Consider the following 17,919-nt stretch of genomic DNA (forward strand, 5'->3'; position numbering starts at 1 on the left):
GGGCTAGGCTGCTTGTGCTAGATTAATCTAGATTGTCCAAGCCCTTACTTAAGCTTATGCACGGCGTTTATAAAAATGTCTCCTCTTTCTTCAAATGTTTTATGTTGATCCCAGCTTGCGCATGCAGGTGATAATAAAATGACATCACCTTCATTTGAAAGAGTATAAGCTTCTTTTACCGCTGCCTCAACATTATCGACCAGTTTCATATTTTCTATTCCAGCAAGCTTCCCTGCTCGTTCAAGCTTTTTCGCAGTTTGACCAAACAGTACCATTGCTTTCACTCGTTCTAGTTCAGGAACAAGGTCATCAAATTCATTACCACGATCAAGTCCGCCAGCTAACAATATAATCGGTTGTTCAAATGCGGAAATTGCCTTTTTCGTTGCTAGGATATTCGTTGCTTTAGAATCATTATAAAATTTGCGATTCTGAATCGTAGTAACATATTGCAGGCGATGCTTTACTCCCGTAAAGGTTGTTAACACTTGGGTAATCGCATTATTTGGTGTATGGACGAGCTTTGCAACCGCAACTGCAGCCAGTATATTTTCAAGATTATGGACGCCCGGTAAAACAATATCCTTAATTTCAATGATTTTTTCCTCATCAAAATAAATACTTTGATCCTTAATATAGGCACCCGTTTGTAATACCCTCGTAGTGGAGAATGGTATTTTCTTACCTTGGCTACCCTCTGCTGCAAATACAACATCCTTGTCATCGACATTGATCACACTGTAATCATCTTCCGTTTGATTTTCAAAGATTCTCGCCTTTGCCTTCACGTATTCTTCCTTCGTTCCATGATAATCAAGATGCGCATCAAATATATTTAATAAAACCGAAATTTTTGGTGCAAAATCTTCAATTCCCATTAACTGAAACGAGGAAAGTTCAGTCACGATAAAATTTTCCTTTTTCGACGATTGTGCAACCTCACAGGCCACTGTTCCAATGTTTCCAGCGATTAAAGGTGATTTCCCGCCATACTTTAACATTTCAAAAATCAATGTCGTTGTGGTTGTCTTTCCGTTAGAGCCCGTAATACCAATAAACTCTGCAGGAGTAATGTGGTAGGCAAGTTCAACTTCCGTAATGACTGGAATTCCTTTTTCTTTTGCCTTTACAAGAAGTGGGTTGCTGTAAGGGATTCCTGGATTTTTAACAATAAAGTCAAAATGATCATCCAAAATTTCGATTGGATGACCTCCACATACTACCCTTATGCCCAATTTTTCGAGCTCTTGTGCAGGCTCGTTTTCTTCAAATGGCTTCTGGTCGTTAACTGTAAGGCGGGCGCCAAGATCATAAAGGACCTTAGCTGCAGCAAAGCCGCTTTTGGCAAGACCAAGTATTAAAATATGTTTGTTAGAAAATTTGTTTGCATTTTTCAATTAAATCCACACCTCGATATAAATTCCAAGAATCGCACACAATAGTCCTACCGTCCAAAAAGTTACAACAACCCGCCATTCGGACCATCCCACCAATTCATAATGGTGATGTAAAGGACTCATTCTAAACACACGTCTGCCCGTTGTTTTAAAAGAGATAACTTGAATAATAACAGACAATGTTTCAATTACAAAAACTCCGCCAATTAAGATTAGCAAGATTTCGAGCTTTAGGGTAATCGCAACTGTTGCTATCGCACCACCAAGTGCAAGTGAACCTGTATCACCCATGAATACTTTAGCCGGGTTTGCATTAAATACAAGGAACCCAAGAACTGCTCCGACTACAGCCACACAGAAGATCGCAACATCATATTGCGCTTGATTCCAAGCTAATACCGCAAATGCACCAAACGCTATTGCAGCCGTACCTGAAACTAATCCATCTAATCCATCCGTTAAATTAACAGCATTGGAGAAACCAACTAACCAAAAAATTAACAGGAAGACATATAGAATTCCTAACTCAAACTCAAAAGCTGTTCCTGGAATTGAAATCGCAGTTGAAAAATTATTTTGTTTAAAAATAAAATAAAAAATGATAGCAATAGCGATTTGACCAAGTAATTTTTGTAGGGAGGTCAAACCGAGATTCCTCTTTAGTACTACTTTAATAAAATCATCTAAGAAACCTAATACCCCGTATCCCAAAGTTACAAATAATAGTAAATATGTTGTAACTGAAAGTTCCCCTAATCGAGTCGACACTAAAATCGTCGTAAGTATAATCGACACCAAAATAATGATTCCGCCCATCGTAGGTGTTCCCGATTTTTTTTGATGGGATTTAGGACCTTCCTCACGAATACTTTGTCCAAATTTTAATCTACGTAAGAAAGGGATAAAAATGGGGGAGAGAATGACGCTTATGATAAATCCTATGGCAATCGAATAAATGACTACTTCTTCGATCATCTTTATCCCCTCCCTTTTTCAAGCATTGCTAATTTTCTAAGATGCATTGTTATTTCGTTTACTGCTTGATCGTTTTGCTTCATACTTTTCAGTTCATTTGTAAATAGTTTAAATTTTGTCATTGTATCATACCCATTTTCTTCGATTTTTTTTAGATAGAATTCCAAGATTTGATTGAGTGCTGGTAGTGGATCTGTAACTACGAATACTGGGAAATGATTGGGAAGAAACAGGGGTAATTTTTCATCCTTTGGCCAAACTGCTGCAACTGCACCATTATAAAGTGCTTGCTTTAAAAATTTATCCCTTTTTTCTTGTTCAATTGAAATATAAAGGCCTCTTTTCGTTACGATATTGGGGTCAGTAGTCACTTCCTCAAAATCAAAATTCTGATGATTGAACCCATACGCTTCTTCAAAAAGAGTCCACATATCTTGATTGGATAACAATTAATTCAACTCCTTAATTGCACGAGCAGCAACAAGGCGGTCATCAAATGAATGAGTTTTATTCCCAATGATTTGATAGGTTTCATGTCCTTTTCCAGCAATGATTATTATATCATTCTCACCCGCATTTGAAATAGCATAAAAAATTGCTTTTTCACGATCCGGGATAGTGATATAAAATTCTCCCTCTACCCCCGCTTCCATCTCCTTTAAAATTTCGAGAGGATCTTCCGAGCGAGGATTATCAGATGTAAAAATGGGGACATCCGCGAATTTTGTTGCGATTTTGGCCATGAGCGGACGCTTTGATCGGTCTCTGTCTCCACCACATCCAATAATTACGTTGATTTTCCCTTTTGCAAACTGTCTAACTGTTTTTAAGACATTTTCTAAGCTATCAGGGGTGTGTGCATAATCGACAATTACAGTAAAATTTTGCCCTTGGTTCACGATTTCAAAACGTCCGGGTACACCTTTTACCTTTTCGATTGCCCTAATTATTGTTGAAATTGGGATCCGAGACACGATGCCAGTAGCGATGGCAGCCAAAACGTTATAAACACTAAATTGTCCAATTAAATTCGTCTTCACTTCGTAAGAACCAAACGGCGTAATTAAATCAAATTCTGTCCCAGATGCGGTCATACGAATGTTAGCAGCCATAATATCAGCTGTCTGTTGAATTCCATATGTAACGATTGTTGCTGAAGTGGATCTGGCGTATTCCTCTGAAGCAGTGTCATCATTATTCAAAACCGCGAATTTCGGATTATCTTTATCAAAACGATTACCTAAACTAGCAAACAATAAACCTTTCACTCTTCGATACTCATCAATTGTTCGATGGTAATCCAAATGATCCTGTGTCAAATTTGAAAACACCGCTATATTAAAGTCACATCCGTGTACCCTACCAATATCGAGTGCATGGGAAGAGACCTCCATCACAACCCTCGTTACTTTATCAAAAACCATTTGATAAAAAAACTTTTGAAGTGTTACTGATTCTGGTGTCGTATTCTTCATTTCAATTGTTTTTTCACCGATTTTTGTGTACATCGTTCCAATGAGACCTGTTTTTTCACCGGCTTCTTTAAAAATTTCTTCAACAATATGGCTTATTGATGTTTTCCCGTTTGTCCCGGTAACCCCAATTAATTGGAGTTTATGTGTCGGTTGCTGATAAAACGCATCTGCCATTACAGCCATTGCTCTTCTTGTATCCTTCACTTTGATAACAGGAATCGATACCCCTACATCTTTTTCAGCGATGATTGCAACCGCACCTTTCGCTTCAGCTTCTGATGCAAATACATGACCATCGAATGTACTACCTTTTACACAAAAGAATAAACTTCCCTTTTCTACCTCCCTCGAGTCCATTTCAAGAGATGTGATAAAAGGATTGGCATTACCTTTTTCCGTAAAATCATGCAGGTTCGCTAATAAGTCCTGTAATCTCATCATGAATTTTACCATTCCCTCTCGAAAAATTTACCCAGGAATTGTATCAGATTAACATAATACGCTAGTCCCCGTGTGTTGTCTAGTACCCTAATTTCCCATAAATAGAAGGTTAAAAAGGACACCCTACCAAAAATTTTATTCCTCTATATTAAAGGTATTCCTTTTTATAGAAAAAAGAAGTTTGAAAGGGGGAAAATCCCCCTGAACTTAGTTCTTCTTTTTTGAATCTTTTTGGTCTGTCGCTTCCCCAAGATGGATCCGCAATGTTGTTCCTTCTTGAACCCGTTCTCCTGGATTTGGTGCCTGGTCAACAACAACATTTCCTTCTCCACTGATATCCAATTTGATATTCATTAATTGCTGCTGTAATTCCTTTTTAGTTAAACCAATTAGATTTGGAACCTCGAGATATTTTTTATCCGTCCACAATCTGATTTCTTTTTCAATTTGTTTATCTCGCTTTTCAATTCCTAGCAATGGCAGGCTTTCACGCATAATATTTCCAACAATCGGTGCTGCAACGACCCCACCAAATTGAACTGTTCCCTTCGGGTTATCAACGGCAATATAGACGACAATTTGAGGATCATCTGCAGGTGCAAAACCAATAAATGATACAATATGGTTATTTTGAAGGTAACCGCCACCCTTTTTTGATTTTTGAGCGGTACCGGTCTTTCCACCTACACGATAACCATCCACATAAGCGCCTCCACCTGAACCTTTTGCTACAACACTTTCAAGTGCATATCTTACTTGTTTAGACGTTTCTTCGGAAATGACCTTGCGCTTTGCTATAGGAGAATTACTTTTCACCACTTCTCCTGTAACTGGATTGATCCATTCCTTCGCGACATATGGCTGATATAAGGTTCCACCATTTACGGCTGCAGAAACAGCTGCCACCTGTTGAATCGGCGTCACCGCCACCCCTTGACCAAAGGCGGTTGTTGCTAATTCAACTGGACCTACATTTTCTGGTTTAAAGAGGATTCCAGTACCTTCACCTTGAAGATCAATGCCTGTTTTTTGGCCAAATCCAAAATCACGAACATACTTGAACAATGTATCCTTCCCTAATCTTGTTCCTAACTCGACAAAACCAGGGTTACAAGAGTTTTGAACAACCTCTAGGAATGTTTGATGGCCATGTCCGCCGCGTTTCCAACATTTAAGGGTAGCTCCCCCGACCTTGACAAAACCTGGGTCATTAAAATGATCATTATCTAAATTAACTTTGCCTTCTTCTAAGGAAGCAGCTAGAGTTATAATCTTAAAGGTTGAACCAGGCTCGTAGGTGCTCCAAACAGGAAGATTACGGTTGTACACTTCTTGCGGAACGTTTCGAAAGTTTGCTGGATCAAAATCAGGTCTTGAAGACATTCCTAAAATTTCACCATTATTTGGATTCATCGCAATCGCAATGATTCCATCTGGATTATATTGCGCCTCAGCATTATCGAGTTCACGTTCAATAAGAGATTGAATTCTCGTATCAATCGTTAGCTTTAAGTCAAGACCATCCTTAGGAGGGGTATAATCATCAGCGATATCCGGCATTCGTCTTCCTTTTGCATCGGAATAGAACTGCACACTTCCTTTTTCACCCTTTAATTCTTCATCATAGCTTTTCTCAAGTCCTGTTAACCCTTGATTATCAATACCTGCAAAACCTAATACATGCGATAGATAACTACCAAACGGATAATGACGTTTCGAATCTTCCGCTATATATACACCCTTAATTCCAAGCGCTCGAACTTCATTCGCTTTTTCATGAGAGATCTTTCTTCCCTCAGGATTGATATAGACTTTTGATTCATTTTCAGTTATTTTCTTATACGCTTTTTCTTTTGACATATTTAAAACGGCAGCAAGTTTTTCTGCTGCTTCTGCAGGATTCTCAATTTGTCGAGGAACGACTAGAACAGTCGGTGCACTCTGGTTCGTTGCAAGGACGACGTCATTTCGGTCAATGATCTTTCCTCGTTCCGGCTCAAATGGAATATCCCGGCTCCATGAATCCTTTGCCAGTGCAGTTAACTTATTCCCAACGAAAAATTGAACATATCCAAGTCGAACATCAATAATCAAAAATAATAAAAATCCTATAAATAGTACTAATGAGAGTCTTTTTCGTACTGTTACATTCGAAACACGCATATAGATGTACCTCCTATTAAACTTACAAATCAAGGCTCGTCTAAATATATGCTTGTACAAGAATGAATAGAACGAGTGTATCGATATCGAATTGCTTGGTCTGAACAAAAGCGCAAGCGCCTTGATTAGCCCCGACAAGCATAAGACGAGCGCTGACAGAAGGCGCCTCTTGCCTTCCGAAGCGATTGGCTTATGACCTCGAGGGGCTAGGCGCTGGAGCTGAACGTGGATACTCCAATAAGAGTTATTCACATTGATAAATTTTATAATATCCTAAACAATAAAAAAAGGAACTGAAATATCAGTTCCCTTCTTGTTCTTTCTTACTATTCTCGTTTTCTTCAGCTGGTTCTTCAGCTGTTTCCTCTTGTGGTGTGTATGGTCGTTCTAATTTAACGGATAATGAATCACCGTCTTTAATGATAGCCCCAGGTTCCAAGCTTTGTTGGACGACATATCCACTGCCGCTATGTGAAACTTTTATATTCGTTAAATCAGCAACTCTCATAACATCCCTTATTGACCAATTTGTCATGTCTGGCAAGGTCGCTTCCTGATCAGTAAGTAGAAAGACCTGTTCGTTAGGTAGTATTTTTTCACCTTGACTTGGACTTTGAGCGATAATATTTTTGCCTTTTCCAATAACAGTTGCTTTAAGCTGTAACTTATCAATAGAAGCTTTAGCCTCTTCAATAGATTTTCCAACATAGGAATCAACTTCAACTTCTTTTTCTACATCCACATTATTTTCCGTATTTTGCTCTATTGGTTGTATATTTAGGTATTGTAAGCTATTTTTCATCACATGATTAAATACCATCACAACAGGTTCGTGACCAATGTCTGTATCTTTAAGCTTAGGCTTCTCTACAGCAACATAGACAATTAATTTAGGGTCATCCATCGGTGCCATACCTAGGAATGAGTATAAAAAGTTACCCCTTCCCGATAAATACCCACCATGTGGACTTGGAATTTGAGCAGTACCTGTTTTCCCAGCAACTTGATAGCCATCAAGATCATAGGCCTTTCCTGTACCATCTGTTACGACTTGGCGTAATAAATCTAACACTTTTTTAGAAGTGTTTGCTGAAACAGGTTGTCCCGCGACTTGAGGCTTATGATCAACAACCGTTTTATCTGTATCCGGGTCGACGATTTTATCAACAACATATGGTTTCATCATCTTACCGCCATTAGCGATCGCTGTAGCTGCTTGTATCTGTTGAATTGGAGTAACAGAGGATGCTTGGCCAAATGCGGTTGATACTCTATCAATCTCCCATTTAAAATTGATCGTGTTTTGAACTTCACCTGCTAAATCGATGCCAGTTGGTCGATCAAGTCCAAAACGTCCCAAATACTCCAATAATTTATCCGTTCCTAGTTGTTCATTGGCTAACTTTGCAAACGCAACGTTTGAAGATTTAAGGACACCTTCATCATAGGTAATCGTTCCCCAACCTCTCCTATTATGGTCACGAATTGTTTCTCCTCCAGCCGTATAGCTTCCTGAAGCAAAGGTTGCATTCCCATTATATACTCCTTCTTCAATCGCTGCGGCCAATGTAAAGATTTTCATCGTTGAACCTGGCTCAAACGGGTAGGAAATGGCATCATTCAAGTAGTTTTGGATATTTCGAACATTTGGGTCAAAGCTCGGTCTCGACGACATTGCTAAAATTTCACCCGTTTTTGGGTTTGCGACAACACCAATGATTTTTTCAGGTTCATATTCCTTCATGGTCGTGTTCATGGCGTCCTCTAAAAACGTTTGGATTGTTTGATCAATTGTTAAATAAACATCGCTTCCATTGTCAGGTGCGACAATCTGCTCTTTTGCATCTGGTAATTTAAAGCCTTTCGTATCACTCTGGAATTTCATGTAGCCATCTTTTTCTTGAAGGTACTTATCAAGACTTTGTTCAATTCCCATCTTTCCGACCGTTTCCGTCTCTTTCGTTTTGGGATCAGTTACCATCTGTGCATAGCCAACAACATGTGAGGCGAAGGTCCCGTTAGGATAGTAGCGTTTTGATTCTCTTCTAAACGCAATACCAGGTAATTCTAAACTTTCAATTTCCTGTTTGAGTGATGTACTAATATCACGGCCATAAGTACCGAATTCAACCTGTTTCCTTTCAGGTTTTGTTAATATTTTATACATCTCGTTCTCGTCCATATTCAAGAGCGGTGAAAGCTTACGAGCCGTTTCTTCAGGATCAACAACATGTTGCGGGTCATCTTTATCTACCGTTAAATCTTCATCAAGGATCGCGACAACAGTATAAGAAGACGTATCCTCAGCAATTGGGTTTCCGTTACGGTCATACACCGTTCCTCGATGCGCTTCAATTGTTCTTTGTTTCGTATATTTTTTTTCTGCCAATGCCGCTAAAACAACACCATCAACCTTACCAGTACCTTGGATATACACAAATCTTGCCATCAATGTAAAAAAGAGCAAAGCAAATATTATACTAATAAATGCTGCTCCTCTATTTATATTGTTATTTTTAACCTTCATTTTCATGTTTTAATTCCCTTGAACAACTTTAACATTGTTTTCATTTAAAACAAGGCCAAGTTCTCTCGCTTTTTCCCAAAGACGTTCGTATTCGCTTAATTCCTGAACTTGTACATAAAGGTCATTATTTGTTTTTGTTTGTTGGCTAATTGATGCTTCGATTTGTTGGATTTCGATGTTTGTATGATAGATCGATACTTGGTTAGATATGATATGAATTGCGCAGAACATTACAGCTGCGGAGAATACAATCCCTAATACCTTTTCTCCTAACGTAAATCGAAACTTCTTTCTAATGGTTGGTCGTGTCTTCGGTGTCTGATCTGGTTGGTAGTTTTCTGTTTGCCTTACTTTGTATGCTAAATTACCCATCATATCCCTCCTCAAGTACCTATCGTAATATATTGTTTAAAGTCTTTCTGCGATTCTTAACTTCGCAGAACGAGCCCTCTTGTTTGCCTCAATTTCTTCCTCTGTAGGTAATATCGGTTTTCTTGTAATAAGTTTTAATTTTGGCTTGTATTCATCAGGAATAATCGGAATGCCGGGTGGAAGGGGTGGACCTTCGCTTGCCTTTTTAAAGGTAACTTTACAAATTCTGTCCTCTAGTGAGTGAAAAGTAATAACACTCACCCTTCCTCCTGTTGCAAGAAGCTCGATTGATTGATTAATCGCATCTTCAAATACTTTTAACTCATCGTTTACAGCAATTCGAATCGCTTGAAAAATCCTTTTTGCCGGATGCCCGCCAGTTCTTCTTGCTGCGGCCGGGATACCCTCTTTAATTAATTCCACCAATTCTCCTGTGGTTTCGATTGGTTTCTTCTCACGTGCGGCCTCTATTTTTCTAGCAATTTGTTTTGAAAATTTTTCTTCACCATATTGAAAAAAGATTCTTACCATTTGCTCATATGACCAATGATTTACGATGTCATACGCAGATAATGTTGCATCTTGATCCATTCGCATATCAAGTGGGGCATCGTGGTGATAGCTAAATCCTCTTTCCGGGGTGTCCAATTGTGGGGATGAAACACCTAGGTCAAACAAAATGCCATCAACAGTTGTTACACCTTGTTCGTGTAATTTATCAGTTATGTTAGCAAAATTACTTTTAATGATGGTAACAATATCACCATATTTAGCAAGCTTGTCCTTTGCATTTTCGATCGCAACATCATCTTGATCAAATGCATATAGCTTACCTTTGTTTGAAAGCTTTGAAGCTATGTATGAGCTATGTCCTGCTCCACCAAGTGTGCAGTCTACATAGATGCCATCTGGGTCTATCTTTAATCCATTTACAGCCTCTTCTAATAGAACGGTTTTATGTTCGAACATGTTAGCACCTCTTATAATCATCTGTGTAATATCCTTATTATCTTTAACACAATGAATAATTATATATCAAAACCGATCATATTTTCAGCTATATCAGAAAAAGATTCCTCAGAAGCGGCGAAATATTCTTCCCACTTGTCCTTACTCCAAATTTCTATGCGGTTTGATACTCCTAGAACCACACATTCCTTTTCAAGCCCTGCATATGAAAGAAGAGGTGATGCAATATTCACTCTTCCTTGTTTATCAAGTTCACATTCAATGGCTCCAGAAAAGAAAAATCGTGTGAAAGCGCGAGCGTCTTTTTTTGTTAATGGGAGTGTTTTTAATTTTTCTTCAAGTATTTTCCATTCAGATTGTGGGTAACCGAACAAGCACTGATCAAGACCTCTCGTTAAAACAAATGTTTCACCAAGATTATCTCGAAACTTAGCAGGTATAATCATTCGGCCTTTCGTATCAACAGTATGATGGTATTCTCCCATGAACATATCCATTGTCCCCACTTTCTGTATTTATCTTACCACAATCCCCCACTTTCCACCACCAGTTTTTATAAATTTTTACCAAATAAAAAAAATCCCCGGAAATTCCGAGGATTTTCAATACGAACTACATCTTTATCACTTTGTGTTTTCCGTTAAATTCAAACGGAAGAGCTAATAAATCTTTGATAAAATCGTCGCCATATTTATTTAAATAGTAAAAAACATTCCATAATCTCTCCTGTGGGGAGCCAAGTGGTAGAAGTGATTTTTCAATTCGGTTAAAACGATTTAATTCAATTTCATTACGCTTTAGGATACTTCGATTAAATGTATTTTTCAGAAAATCAAATTGTGATTGAATATTTTGGGCGTTCTTTATTAAAAGATCTGCCAACCCATGGTCCACTTCTAGCCCCACATTTCTAACCTTTTTATGAATTAGCTCGACTTCTTTCTTTGCTTCTGAAATGATGCCATCTACATCAGCCGTTTGTTTTTCCAGCCATGTTTCTTTCGCTTTTACAAGCTCCCCTGACAACACCGCTTGAATAGTCAAGCCAATTTCTTCTATATTAGACTCGATTGCTCTTTCTACAATTGTCATCATTAACCGTGGAAGAACAGGCGGCATCTTAATTTCCATTACTTCAAATACCTTTTTAAGCTCTGCCCAGTATGATACTTCACCAGGTCCAGATATAAAAGCAAGTGTCGGAAATAAGAACTCCTGCATAACCGGTCTTGTTACTACATTATTGCTTAATAGTTCCGGCTTTTCTATCGCAACCTCAAGCAATTCGTCGCCACAAAGGATACATTCATTATTCTTCCCACTAAAAATATCATGCTCTACATTGTACTCAAGCAAAATCCGTTCATCATTTTGCGTATAAAAAAGGTTTGCACTAGATTCATTCATATCGATTGTTTTAGGGTATTGATAGGAAGACAAAACTTCCTGCTGCAATAACAATGAATCATGAATCTCTCTATTTTTTTCAATCATTTTTTTAAAATAAGGTGATTGAAGTGTTCTAATTTCTTTTGAACCAGAATCCACAAGAACGAGCCCAGTTTCTCCAAAAAGTTCATTGATAATTTGTATAAAGAAATCAACATATGTCTTTGATTTTTCCACAAATCCATTCAGGAGTTCTAGAAGACCATTTGTATGATTGGTTTCACCATACGTCTCAAAGACTTCTTCAATCCATTCCATGAAACCATCCTGTTCAATTTCTATTGAAGATACCATTGTCTTACGGTTGTGATATTGTGGAACTGCTCTTTTTCGAATGCCAGTTTGAAGATTCACAAAAAGATGATTGATTTCTGCAAAATCATGATCCTCTCCAGCAATCCAAAATACTGGTATAACAGGTATATTTAATTTTTCCTCTTGTTCTTTTGCAAGCTTAATAATAGAAACGATTTTATGAATCGTATATAACGGTCCAGTCAATACACCTGCTTGCTGTCCACCAATCACCACAACACTCTGTGCGTCTAATAGCTTGTGTATATTCTCAATCGTATGGGGATGATAATTTAATCTTTTATTAAAAGAAACTAAGTGCTCCACAAGTTTCTCACGTTCAAAATGTCTCTTTTCTAAATCTTTTTTTCTCACCTCATACACTAGGGGAGATTGGATATCGTAATCAAAAAATTTCTCTATATCCATTTTATTAGAAAGATAATCGTTTACTAATCGATTTGAAGATGGCAGTGAGAGATCCAAAACCTCCATAAATTCTTGTTCTTCCTTTCATATCCAGTTTATATCTTAGTTGAGTATAGCACGCTTTTTTGATAAACCAAAAATTACTGCTCATTGTTTCAAAAATTTATGCTGTGACAAAAATTCGTTGAACAAGCCCAATGAGTAGTAATAGAAAATACGCAACCGTGGAAGCAAGGAATACGAAACGCCAAGACTTCCTTAAAACTTTCACTGTTTCAATTTCATGGTTTTTCCTCCAAGTCATATAGCCAATAATCAAAATGGACATAAGGAGGATGAGGAGAATGAGCCAAAGCATGCTTTTTCCAACAATCACAAGTAATAAATAATGCACTGCAATAAGAAAAAATACGGTCGTTACATCAACCGATAGAAAAAAGGATTTCCGAGTGCTTTTTATAATAAATCTACTAATCAAGTAGACTAGGACGAATCCTAGTAATGGAATTGTAACAAACGTCGCAGCGATTCCTGCAAAAAAGTCGACCATTCCTTATCCCCCTTTAGTTTCAAAGCCTTTTATAGAATCATATAGAAATTTAGTTATAACTACTTCCTTGCTCATCTTTATAGCTTCTTTTAATACGTAGCCTAAAATGGCATCAATCTCTGTTTTTCTTCCTTCTTCAATGTCACGCAGCATGGATGATTTGTTTTGAGCTGTATTTTCACATATCGTCTTTACAAGTTCCCACATTTTTTCATGATTACAAGGTATAACAGAGATGATTTCATCGAATAATGCTTTCATTTGGTTATGAAAATAATCATTTTCAAGCAACTCACCATTTCTAACACCAAATAGGGCAGTTAATGGGTTGATGACAGCATTTGCAATAAGCTTCGATGTTACAATTTCATACCAATTGTCAAAGTATTCAATTGAAAAATCAGGTGTTTTGTCCTCGAGTGCCTCATTTTTCCCTTTAATTACTCCTATTTTCGTCCGACCGACACCTGTGTGGATGACTCTAGTTTCATCTACTTTTAGTGCGCCATGTTCAACAACCCCCACAAGAATCGTAGGATTTTTCAGTTTTTCGATGAGGTTGATGTGGCTCATTCCATTTTGAAGGAAGCAGACCGTATGTACATTTTCTAAGTCAAGAGTGTTTGATAAAACTTCTTCTAATATGTATTGTTTCACCGCAAAGAGAACAATGTCTTCTTCTATTACAGATGCTAAGCTGGTAGCAGCTTGTACTCTATATGTTTTTGACGTATTTTGTTTATCAATAGTTACACCATTTTTGTTTATTTCGTTTGCCTGGTGTTCGGTTCGTGTATAGATGGTTACATCATGTTGTTCTGCCAAATATCCCGCAAAAAGCAATCCGATGGACCCTCCACCAATAATTCCAATCTTCATAGCCCCAACTCCATAGTTTGTCCTCCCTTTATTTTACCAAAAAGTCCGACAAAATGCCTAGTACATCTACTACGAAATGAAGGCAAAAACGTAGGAGCATGACAAAACCCCAAAGTTTACTCCTTGGGGTCTTGTACCTATTATTTAAACCGGATAAACAGGGTGTTTTTTGTGTGTGACATTGAGTTCTTTTGTTTCATATACAGCTAAGCGGTGGATGAGCACACTCCTTAGATCAGCCGCTGGGACGATATCATCAATGATAAGCTCAGAAGCTAACTTATATATATCGATTGCCTCTTTATACTCCTGTTGCTTTTGCTGAACAAAGGCAATACGTTCTTTCGGATCTTCAATTTCATTGATTTTATTTGAATAAACTGCATTTACCGCCGCCTCTGGCCCCATTACCGCAATTTGGGCAGTTGGTAGGGCGACGCAATAGTCGGGTTCAAAGGCAGGACCTGCCATTGCATAGAGACCTGCACCATATGCTTTTCTGACTATGACTGAAATCTTCGGTACAGTAGCAGAGCTCATAGCCGCGATTAACTTTGCACCATGTCTAATGATTCCTGCTCTTTCAACCTTTGTACCAATCATAAACCCTGGAACATCTGCCAAAAATACTAGAGGGATATGGAACGCGTCACATAAAGTGATAAATTTTGCTGCTTTGTCTGCTGAATCTACAAACAAGACGCCACCCTTCACCTTAGGCTGATTCGCAATGATTCCGACTGGTCTACCGTCAATACGGGCAAGACCTGTAATAATTTCAGGTGCAAATAGTTTTTTTATCTCATAGAAACTTCCTTCGTCAATGAGAGCATCAATCCCTTCATACATATTAAAAGGGGCATTCTGATTAACCGGAATTATTTCTTGTAGGCTCTTGCCTTCCTTTGGTGAGATTGTTTCTGTAATCGCCGGTTTGTTCAAATAATTAGCAGGAAAAAACTTTAAATAATCCCGAGCACTTTGGATTGCTTGCTCTTCATTTTCAGCAAGTACATCTCCACAGCCACTAACGGTACAGTGCATTCTTGCACCACCCATTTCCTCCAACGTAACCTTTTCACCAATGACCTTTTCTGCCATCCGAGGTGATCCCAAATACATAGATGCATTCTTATCAACCATGATGACTATATCGCAAAAGGCTGGTATGTAGGCTCCACCTGCTGCTGATGGGCCAAATAAAATACAGATTTGAGGAATCATACCTGATAATCTTACCTGATTATGAAATATTCTCCCCGCTCCGCGTCGGTTTGGGAACATCTCAAGCTGGTCCGTTATTCGCGCTCCAGCGGAATCTACTAGATATAAGAGGGGTATGCGTAACTTTTCTGCCGTCTCTTGAATCCGAATAATTTTCTCAACTGTACGAGCCCCCCATGACCCCGCCTTTACTGTGGAATCATTCGCCATAACACATACTTTTTGTCCGTTAATGTCTCCAATCGCGGTAACGACACCATCAGCCGGAAGGTCTCCTGCCGTATTGTTTGCATATTTACCATCCTCTTGATAAACTCCATTATCAAAAAGAAGTGCAAGACGATCACGAACAAATAATTTATGTTGTTCCTTCAGCTTTTGATGGTATTTTTCATGACCTCCTGCTTCGATTTCTTTGCTTTTTTCTACGAGCTTTTGGTCTAAATCCTTAGTAGTACGAAGCATGGTTACCCTCCTTCCATTATTCTAGAACAAGTAATACATCATCCTCATTTACAAAATCACCAATATCTACTTTTATGCTAGCAATCTTACCTTTTTGCTCACTTTCAATCGGAATTTCCATTTTCATTGATTCCAACATGACAACCATTTGACCTTCTGAAATCTCATCACCTTCTGAAACTAATACTTGTAAAACGGTCCCTGCCATGCTGGCTGTGATTTCTTTCATCTTGATTCCCCCTAGTGTTTTTTCATCAAAGAAATGTAGTTCGTGTCATATTCTCCTTCGGTATATGATCCTTCATTTAAAATTTCTTGCAATAATGGGATATTTGTCTTTATTCCTTTTATCACCATTTGATTAAAATAATCCTTAGCTATTTGAATCGCTTCGGGACGATTATCTGCTTTAACAATTATTTTGGCAACCATCGGGTCGTAAAATGGTGTAACCGTCGTCCCTGCTTCATAACCACTATCAATTCGGACACCTTTTCGATTTTGAGGCAACGTAAATTCTTCGATTTTGCCTGGGGAAGGGAAAAACTTTATCGGGTCTTCTGCATACACGCGAAATTCAATTGAATGCCCTGATGCCATGATTTCATTCTGAGCCAATGGCAGCTTTTCTCCCCTTGCAACAAGCAACTGCCATTTAACTAGATCAAGATTCGTGATCATCTCTGTAACCGCATGTTCAACCTGAAGCCTTGTGTTCATCTCTAAAAAAAAGAAATTTTCCTGTTCATCAACAATGAACTCGATTGTTCCGGCATTTGTATAGCCAACATATTCTGCAGCTTTTTTTGCCGCATGACAGATTTTTTTACGTGTCGCTTCCGAAAGAAAAGGAGATGGTGTTTCTTCAATCACTTTTTGATTGCGACGTTGTATGGAACAATCTCTTTCAAAAAGATGAACAATATTTCCGTGATAGTCACCAAAAATTTGCACCTCAATATGTCTTGCATTCGGGATGAATTTTTCAATAAACATTTCATCATTCCCGAAATACGATTTGGCCCTATTTTTTGTTGTTTGAAAAGCTTTTTGTAATTCTTCATCAGAATGACAACACACCATTCCGATTCCGCCTCCACCTCCACTTGCTTTTAACATGACAGGATAACCAAAACCTTTTGCTAACTTTAAGGCTTCTTCTACGGTTTGAATGCCCTTTTCACTCCCTGGGACTACAGGCACACCCGCATCAATCATTGTTTGTCTTGCTTTCACCTTATCCCCCATTAAGGAGATCACCTCGGGTGTTGGACCTATAAAAACAATCCCTTTCTTAGCTACTGCTTTGGCAAAAGTTGCATTCTCTGATAAAAATCCATAACCAGGATGGATTGCATCAACCTGCTCTTTTTCTGCTACTTCAATGATTTTGTCCATTTGAAGGTATGATTTCATAACCGGTGGTTCGCCGATTCGATGAGCTACAGTTGCATTTTTTACAAACGGCAATTCTTGATCCGCATCAGAATAGACAGCGACTGTTTCAATCCCCATCTCGTGACACGTTTTCATAATCCTCGATGCTATTTCACCTCTGTTTGCAATCAACACTTTTTTCAAGCTCATTTCCCCTTTCGCCATTAGTTAAAAGGTGCAATATATAATTTCTACATACATCTACATATTCCTGCACCATATTGAAAACGCTTTCTATATTTTTCTACAGAATTTTTTGTTTTTTTGTTATATAATGAATGTACGATTAAAGTAAAACAGTTTTTTATTGTAGAATCGCAAGGGGGATATCAAATGTATACGGCAAAGGTTGAGAAATTATTAGTAAACTATAAAACTCTTGAAGAATTTAAAGCATTTAAGGAATATGGCCTCCAGGAGCTATCCATGCTGGAAGACCTTGAATCAAATATTATTGAAAATGATAGCGTTTCACCTTTTTATGGGATATTCTTTGGCGATAAATTAGTGGCACGTATGAGCCTTTATCGTGTTGATAAAAAATTCAACAAATACTTTGAACCCGCACAGGACTACTTAGAACTGTGGAAGCTTGAAGTACTTCCTGATTATCAGAAAAAAGGCTTTGGTAAGGCACTAGTGGATTATGCTAAATCCTATAATCTACCGATTAAAACAAATCCACGTGTAAAATCTTCTGATTTTTGGGAGAAAATGGGTTTTACACCTGCAGCCTATAATATGGAACGTGACCTTGGGGAAAATCCGCTACTTTGGTTTCCGGAAGGTGTACATGAAGTCGACTAACAAATGAGCCTCTGGCTAGATAATAAAAAGAAGAAAACAGCTGAACATCATGTCAGCTGTTTTCTT

The 17,919-nt window shown here is 38.1% G+C and carries 16 protein-coding genes; 1 reads left to right on the forward strand and 15 read right to left on the reverse strand.

Annotation, left to right across the window (positions count from 1 at the left end; genetic code table 11):
* Nucleotides 1–44 precede the first annotated feature (44 nt).
* The 15 genes from murD to DZB84_RS02610 all read right to left on the reverse strand — a co-directional run bounded on the left by murD (nucleotide 45) and on the right by DZB84_RS02610 (nucleotide 17,190).
* Nucleotides 45–1,397 (reverse strand): UDP-N-acetylmuramoyl-L-alanine--D-glutamate ligase, encoded by a 1,353-nt coding sequence (gene murD / locus DZB84_RS02540; protein ID WP_116350667.1) that lies wholly within the window; start codon nucleotides 1,395–1,397, stop codon nucleotides 45–47.
* Entirely contained in the window at nucleotides 1,398–2,372 is a 975-nt protein-coding gene (gene mraY, locus DZB84_RS02545; protein WP_116350668.1) for a phospho-N-acetylmuramoyl-pentapeptide-transferase, read from the reverse strand.
* 2 nt (nucleotides 2,373–2,374) lie between these two features.
* Nucleotides 2,375–2,821, reverse strand: a complete 447-nt coding sequence (locus DZB84_RS02550; protein ID WP_116350669.1) for a hypothetical protein — start codon at nucleotides 2,819–2,821, stop codon at nucleotides 2,375–2,377.
* Nucleotides 2,822–4,285: a UDP-N-acetylmuramoyl-L-alanyl-D-glutamate--2,6-diaminopimelate ligase gene (locus DZB84_RS02555; RefSeq protein ID WP_116350862.1), complete on the reverse strand. Its 1,464-nt coding sequence runs from the start codon at nucleotides 4,283–4,285 to the stop codon at nucleotides 2,822–2,824.
* 210 nt (nucleotides 4,286–4,495) lie between these two features.
* Nucleotides 4,496–6,451, reverse strand: coding sequence for a stage V sporulation protein D (locus tag DZB84_RS02560; protein ID WP_116350670.1), 1,956 nt, complete (start codon nucleotides 6,449–6,451; stop codon nucleotides 4,496–4,498).
* A gap of 301 nt (nucleotides 6,452–6,752) precedes the next feature.
* Entirely contained in the window at nucleotides 6,753–8,984 is a 2,232-nt protein-coding gene (locus DZB84_RS02565) for a penicillin-binding protein (RefSeq protein WP_116350671.1), read from the reverse strand.
* 3 nt (nucleotides 8,985–8,987) lie between these two features.
* Nucleotides 8,988–9,350, reverse strand: a complete 363-nt coding sequence (gene ftsL, locus DZB84_RS02570; RefSeq protein WP_116350672.1) for a cell division protein FtsL — start codon at nucleotides 9,348–9,350, stop codon at nucleotides 8,988–8,990.
* Between the two features lie 36 nt (nucleotides 9,351–9,386).
* A complete protein-coding gene (gene rsmH / locus DZB84_RS02575) occupies nucleotides 9,387–10,319 on the reverse strand; it encodes a 16S rRNA (cytosine(1402)-N(4))-methyltransferase RsmH (protein ID WP_116350673.1) in 933 nt (310 codons plus the stop codon).
* 59 nt (nucleotides 10,320–10,378) lie between these two features.
* A complete protein-coding gene (gene mraZ, locus DZB84_RS02580; protein WP_116350674.1) occupies nucleotides 10,379–10,810 on the reverse strand; it encodes a division/cell wall cluster transcriptional repressor MraZ in 432 nt (143 codons plus the stop codon).
* Between the two features lie 121 nt (nucleotides 10,811–10,931).
* Nucleotides 10,932–12,557, reverse strand: coding sequence for a bacillithiol biosynthesis cysteine-adding enzyme BshC (gene bshC, locus DZB84_RS02585; protein WP_116350675.1), 1,626 nt, complete (start codon nucleotides 12,555–12,557; stop codon nucleotides 10,932–10,934).
* A 97-nt stretch (nucleotides 12,558–12,654) separates the two neighbouring features.
* Nucleotides 12,655–13,041 (reverse strand): DUF3397 domain-containing protein, encoded by a 387-nt coding sequence (locus DZB84_RS02590; protein WP_116350676.1) that lies wholly within the window; start codon nucleotides 13,039–13,041, stop codon nucleotides 12,655–12,657.
* 3 nt (nucleotides 13,042–13,044) lie between these two features.
* Nucleotides 13,045–13,920, reverse strand: coding sequence for a 2-dehydropantoate 2-reductase (locus DZB84_RS02595; RefSeq protein WP_116350677.1), 876 nt, complete (start codon nucleotides 13,918–13,920; stop codon nucleotides 13,045–13,047).
* Nucleotides 13,921–14,064: 144 nt separating this feature from the next.
* Complete coding sequence (locus DZB84_RS02600; RefSeq protein WP_116350678.1) at nucleotides 14,065–15,609, reverse strand: acyl-CoA carboxylase subunit beta; 1,545 nt, start codon at nucleotides 15,607–15,609, stop codon at nucleotides 14,065–14,067.
* A gap of 16 nt (nucleotides 15,610–15,625) precedes the next feature.
* Nucleotides 15,626–15,838, reverse strand: coding sequence for a biotin/lipoyl-binding carrier protein (locus DZB84_RS02605; protein WP_116350679.1), 213 nt, complete (start codon nucleotides 15,836–15,838; stop codon nucleotides 15,626–15,628).
* A gap of 11 nt (nucleotides 15,839–15,849) precedes the next feature.
* Nucleotides 15,850–17,190: an acetyl-CoA carboxylase biotin carboxylase subunit gene (locus tag DZB84_RS02610; protein ID WP_116350680.1), complete on the reverse strand. Its 1,341-nt coding sequence runs from the start codon at nucleotides 17,188–17,190 to the stop codon at nucleotides 15,850–15,852.
* Nucleotides 17,191–17,379: 189 nt separating this feature from the next.
* On the opposite strand from DZB84_RS02610, the gene DZB84_RS02615 reads away from it, so the two are divergent.
* Entirely contained in the window at nucleotides 17,380–17,853 is a 474-nt protein-coding gene (locus tag DZB84_RS02615) for an N-acetyltransferase (protein ID WP_116350681.1), read from the forward strand.
* Nucleotides 17,854–17,919 lie beyond the last annotated feature (66 nt).

The sequence above is a fragment of the Bacillus sp. HNG genome (assembly GCF_003400205.1).
GTDB lineage: Bacteria > Bacillota > Bacilli > Bacillales > Bacillaceae_L > Ferdinandcohnia.

Bases quoted from the DNA above. Each gene is read 5' to 3' on its own strand.
- DZB84_RS02555 (WP_116350862.1), bottom strand. From the start codon at position 4,285: ATGAGATTACAGGACTTATTAGCGAACCTGCATGATTTTACGGAAAAA.
- DZB84_RS02600 (WP_116350678.1), bottom strand. From the start codon at position 15,609: ATGCTTCGTACTACTAAGGATTTAGACCAAAAGCTCGTAGAAAAAAGC.
- DZB84_RS02595 (WP_116350677.1), bottom strand. From the start codon at position 13,920: ATGAAGATTGGAATTATTGGTGGAGGGTCCATCGGATTGCTTTTTGCG.
- ftsL (WP_116350672.1), bottom strand. From the start codon at position 9,350: ATGGGTAATTTAGCATACAAAGTAAGGCAAACAGAAAACTACCAACCA.
- DZB84_RS02590 (WP_116350676.1), bottom strand. From the start codon at position 13,041: ATGGTCGACTTTTTTGCAGGAATCGCTGCGACGTTTGTTACAATTCCA.
- DZB84_RS02565 (WP_116350671.1), bottom strand. From the start codon at position 8,984: ATGAAAATGAAGGTTAAAAATAACAATATAAATAGAGGAGCAGCATTT.
- DZB84_RS02615 (WP_116350681.1), top strand. From the start codon at position 17,380: ATGTATACGGCAAAGGTTGAGAAATTATTAGTAAACTATAAAACTCTT.
- rsmH (WP_116350673.1), bottom strand. From the start codon at position 10,319: ATGTTCGAACATAAAACCGTTCTATTAGAAGAGGCTGTAAATGGATTA.
- mraZ (WP_116350674.1), bottom strand. From the start codon at position 10,810: ATGTTCATGGGAGAATACCATCATACTGTTGATACGAAAGGCCGAATG.
- DZB84_RS02560 (WP_116350670.1), bottom strand. From the start codon at position 6,451: ATGCGTGTTTCGAATGTAACAGTACGAAAAAGACTCTCATTAGTACTA.
- DZB84_RS02605 (WP_116350679.1), bottom strand. From the start codon at position 15,838: ATGAAAGAAATCACAGCCAGCATGGCAGGGACCGTTTTACAAGTATTA.
- bshC (WP_116350675.1), bottom strand. From the start codon at position 12,557: ATGGAGGTTTTGGATCTCTCACTGCCATCTTCAAATCGATTAGTAAAC.
- mraY (WP_116350668.1), bottom strand. From the start codon at position 2,372: ATGATCGAAGAAGTAGTCATTTATTCGATTGCCATAGGATTTATCATA.